Source organism: Mesorhizobium sp. M4A.F.Ca.ET.020.02.1.1 (assembly GCF_004022645.1).
Classification (GTDB): Bacteria; Pseudomonadota; Alphaproteobacteria; order Rhizobiales; family Rhizobiaceae; genus Mesorhizobium.
Genome location: NZ_RZOI01000499.1, coordinates 1 through 4,593 on the forward strand (window position 1 = coordinate 1; position 4,593 = coordinate 4,593).

Below are 4,593 nucleotides of genomic sequence, written 5' to 3' on the forward strand. Positions count from 1 at the left end.
CACCCGAAGCCGGCGCCAGCGACGAGACCGTGCCTTCGAAACTCTGGCCGTCGATCGCGTCGACCGTGATGCGGACCTTCTCGCCGGCCACCAGATGGCCGAGCTGCGTCTCCTTGAAGTTGCCGACGATGTAGAGCTTGTCCATCGGCACGACGACGGCGAGCTTCTGGCCGGGGCTGACGAGGTCGCCCTGCTCGACCGAGCGGTTGCCGACGACGCCGTCATAGGGCGCCTTGAGGACCGTGAAGGACAGATCGCGCGCGGCCTTGTCGCGGCCGAGCTGCAGCGAAGCCAGGGTGCTTGCCGACTCCGCGCGCTGCGCCTCGAGCACCCCAATATTGGCTTGGGCAGCGGCGATCTGCGCATCGGCGCCGACGAGCGCCGCCTTGGCCTGGTCGAGCGCTGTCTGCGCGTCGTCGAGCTGCGCCTGCGTGCCGACATGGGTCCTGAGCAGCTGCGCCGCGCGGTCCTGGGCGCGCGCCGCATTGTCGGCCGCGGCCTGGTCGGCCACCTTCTGCGCCTGCGCCTGCTGCAGCGAGGCCTGGGCTGCCTTGGTCTGCGCGTCGATGCGGTCGAGCGTCTTCGCCAAAGTGGCGATCTGCGCCTCGGCCTGGGCAACAGCTATCTTGTAGTCGCCGTCGTCGATGGTCAGCAGCGGATCGCCGGCCTTGACCTGTTGGTTCTCGCTCACCAGGACCTTGTCGACATAGCCGGAAATCTTCGGCGACACGAACGACATGTCGGCCTGGACATAGGCGTCGTCGGTTGAGATCATGAAGCGGCCGTCGGTCCAGTAGTCGTAGCCGTACCAGCCGGCGGCGCCGAGCAGCCCAAGCCCGATGATGGGCAGAAGCAGCGAGCGCACCGAACGCTTCTTCTTGGCGGGCGCCTCGGCAGGGGTCACGGTGGCGGGCTGCGGAAACGCTTCCGGCGCTTCGGTCGATGGTTGGACCTTGGCGTTGGGAAACGTGCGGACTTCGGCGGTGGCGGGCGCGTTCGAGGACATGATATCTCTCAGCAGGTCTATATGAGGAAATTCTGTTATACTGAACCGTTCGGTTCGATACGGAGATTGACTTAGCGCTAAAACAGGCCCATATCAAGAGGCAATCGAACCGGTTGGTTCGAATTATTCTGCGAGGTGTGACTTTTATGGCCGAAACAGTGTCCGACCCCGGCACGGACCAGTGCGACGTGCTGGACAGCCTGCGTCGAGGCCGCCCGGCGGCTGGGCAGGATCCGGTCAAGCGCAGCCAGATTATCGAGGGCGCGCGCCGTGTCTTCATCGACAAGGGCTTCGAGGCCGCCTCGATGAATGACATAACCCGAGAGGCCGGTGTCTCCAAAGGCACCATCTATGTCTACTTCGCCAACAAGGAAGAGCTGTTCGAGGCGCTGATCGAGGAAGAGCGCGGCACAATCTTCAAGAACATGTACGATATGCTCGACCGCTCCGGCGACCTGCGCGAGACGCTGGTCAAGTTCGGCAAGGTGCTGTCGCTCAAGATCACCTCGGCCAAGGTCATCCAGGCGCAGCGCACGGTGATCGGCGCGGCGGACAGGATACCCGACATGGGCGCGCGGTTTTACGAGCGCGGCCCGAAACGCGGCCATGACAAGGTCATGGCCTTCCTCAATGCCGCCATCGAACGCGGCCTGCTGCAGATCGACGATGTCGATCTTGCGGCCTATCAGTTCACTGAACTTTGCCTGGCCGGATTTTTCCGCCAGTGCATATTCTCCTACCGCACCAAGGCCCCCAGCCAGGATGAGATCGACCATGTCGTCAGGTCGGGCGTCAGCATGTTCCTGAAGGCCTACGGCACCGAAAGGCTCGCGGCCGAGGAGCAGGCGGCGCAGTCGGCGTGAAAACCTGAAGCGCGCGGAGCGATTGCGAAGGATCGCGACGTGCCTTGACGTCGCGACGCAGATTCGTAACCAGCCCCGATGTCCGCGGGGCACGTCCTTCCTCCCGCTTAAATCGACCGTCGATCGCCCCTTTTGCCGAGCCCTCCGGAAGGGCTTGTTAACCATCGGTTCCTATGTCTCGGGACACGTTTGTTCGACGAATCTCGAGTGTGACATCCATGCGTTTCTCCCGTGCCAATCCTTCCGGCGCTTCCGCCCATGGCGACAACGTTGACAGTCATCCGGAAGATGCCCGGCAGCAAGGCGCGGCCGCGCCGCCGCAGCGGCAAACGGGGCAGGTCGTCACGCTGCGAGCCTCCGTTGAGGGCGAATCGAATGCCGCCGCCTCGTTGGATTCTGAGGGTGGCGAGTTCGGCCGCCCGGCCTGGCAGCAATATTTCTTTCTCGCGCCCAATGTGCGCTTTACCCGCACGCCGGATTCCGACAAGCGGCCTGCAGCGCAGCCGGATGATGAAGCGCCGGCCAAGGCGATGCCTTCCCGCGGCGATTCCTTCCGCCCCGCGCCGTCGGCCCCCCAGCCGGCCACTCCGGCCGGGAAAATTTCCGCCCTGGTCTCCACTGCTTCGGCCAGATCGCCGCAGGCCATCGTCAAGCCGACGCAGGCCGTTGCCGCGCCGCCGCGGGCGGTCGCCACTCCGGCGCAAAAGGCGCAGCCGCCGAAATTCCGCTGGTCCTATCTTTCCGATGATGCCTTTTTCGAGTTCAGCATGCCCCTGCTCGCCGAGCGCCTGGCGCGGGCTCGCCTGAACGAATCGTCGCCACCGCCCGCCTCGGCGCCCGTGCAACCTCCGGCGCGACCGACCCAGTCCGGCTCCGCCTCCCCGGGCGAGGCAATTTCGTTCTACCGCGTCATCGAATGGCGTTCGAACGGGCCGGCGCCAAGCCCTGCCCCAACGACAGCGCTGGCCGGCACGCCCGCCGCCCGGCCCGCTCCGCTGGACACCGAGCCTCGGGCGCCTGCGGCGGAGCCCGCCGCGCCGAGTTCCGTTCCAAAAGGCGCCCGGACCGCGAAGCGCGCGCCGTCTCTGCCCGCCGCCGGCAAGGTGGTGCCGTCGACCGCCCCGTCCGGCTACGAGCTTCCGTCCGAGGAACTGCTGCAAATGCCGCCGGAGGGCCAGGGCTTCTACATGTCGCAGGAGCGGATGGAACAGAACGCCGACCTGCTCGAAAGCGTGCTGGAGGATTTCGGCGTCAAGGGCGAGATCATCCATGTCCGGCCGGGTCCGGTCGTCACTCTCTACGAGTTCGAGCCGGCGCCTGGCGTGAAGTCCAGCCGCGTCATCGGCCTGGCCGACGACATCGCCCGCTCCATGTCGGCGATCTCGGCGCGCGTCGCCGTCGTGCCCGGCCGCAACGTCATCGGCATCGAACTGCCTAACGAGACGCGCGAGACGGTCTATTTCCGCGAACTGATCGAATCGGCCGGCTTCCGCAACACGTCCTGCAGACTGGCGCTCGGCCTCGGCAAGACGATCGGCGGCGAGCCGGTCATCGCCGACCTGGCCAAGATGCCCCATCTGCTGGTCGCGGGCACCACCGGCTCCGGCAAATCGGTCGCCATCAACACCATGATCCTGTCGTTGCTCTACCGGATGAAGCCGGAGGAATGCCGCCTCATAATGGTCGACCCAAAAATGCTGGAACTGTCCGTCTATGACGGCATCCCGCATCTGCTCACGCCCGTCGTCACCGATTCCAAGAAGGCCGTCACGGCGCTGAAATGGGCAGTGCGCGAGATGGAGGACCGCTATCGCAAGATGGCGCGCCTCGGCGTGCGCAACATCGACGGCTACAACCAGCGCGCCGCCACCGCCCGCGACAATGGCGAGGTCGTTGTCATGCAGGCGCAGGTCGGCTTCGAGAAGGGCACCGGCGAGCCGCTGTTCGAGGAACGGGAAATCGACCTGGCGCCGATGCCCTACATCGTCATCATCGTCGACGAGATGGCCGACCTGATGATGGTGGCCGGCAAGGAGATCGAGGGCGCCATCCAGCGGCTGGCGCAGATGGCGCGCGCCGCCGGCATCCACTTGATCATGGCCACGCAGCGCCCCTCGGTCGACGTCATCACCGGCACCATCAAGGCCAATTTCCCCACCCGCATCTCTTTCCAGGTGACGTCGAAGATCGACAGCCGCACCATCCTGGGCGAGCAGGGCGCCGAGCAGTTGCTCGGCCAGGGCGACATGCTGCATATGGCCGGTGGTGGGCGCATTGTCCGCGTGCATGGCCCCTTCGTCTCCGACATGGAGGTCGAGCACGTCGTGGCGCATCTGAAGGCGCAGGGGCGTCCGGAATATCTCGAAACGGTCACCGCCGACGAGGAGGCGGAAGAAGAGGCGGCCGACGCGGGTCCCGTCTTCGACAAGGGCGCGATGGCCGAAGAGGATGGCGACGCCCTCTACGAGGAAGCCATCAAAGTGGTCAAGCGCGACAAGAAATGCTCGACCTCCTACATCCAGCGCCGCCTCGGCATCGGCTACAATCGCGCCGCATCGCTGGTCGAACGCATGGAGAAGGAGGGCCTGGTCGGCACGCCCAACCACGTCGGCAAGCGTGAAATCCTGGCCGGCCGGCGGGACCACGCGCCGGAGCGCGACGAGACGGATTGACGAGGATCGGGGATGGGGCCGGGCGATACGCCGGTCTTGTTTGACCGGACGC

3 protein-coding genes are annotated in these 4,593 nt (G+C 65.7%); 2 read left to right on the forward strand and 1 reads right to left on the reverse strand.

All coding sequences use genetic code 11. The annotated features are described in order from the left end of the window. Positions 1-1,006 (reverse strand): HlyD family secretion protein (locus EN742_RS25135; protein WP_148670241.1); only part of this gene is annotated, 1,006 nt, incomplete at its 3' end. Between the two features lie 146 nt (positions 1,007-1,152). Between EN742_RS25135 and EN742_RS25140 the strand changes: the two genes are divergently transcribed. Further along, positions 1,153-1,869, forward strand: coding sequence for a TetR/AcrR family transcriptional regulator (locus EN742_RS25140; RefSeq protein ID WP_127400556.1), 717 nt, complete (start codon positions 1,153-1,155; stop codon positions 1,867-1,869). A gap of 218 nt (positions 1,870-2,087) precedes the next feature. Continuing rightward, positions 2,088-4,541 (forward strand): DNA translocase FtsK, encoded by a 2,454-nt coding sequence (locus tag EN742_RS25145; RefSeq protein ID WP_126057171.1) that lies wholly within the window; start codon positions 2,088-2,090, stop codon positions 4,539-4,541. Positions 4,542-4,593: the final 52 nt, after the last annotated feature.

Excerpts from the sequence above, each read along its gene's own strand:
- EN742_RS25140 (WP_127400556.1), top strand. The coding sequence starts at position 1,153 with ATGGCCGAAACAGTGTCCGACCCCGGCACGGACCAGTGCGACGTGCTG.
- EN742_RS25145 (WP_126057171.1), top strand. The coding sequence starts at position 2,088 with ATGCGTTTCTCCCGTGCCAATCCTTCCGGCGCTTCCGCCCATGGCGAC.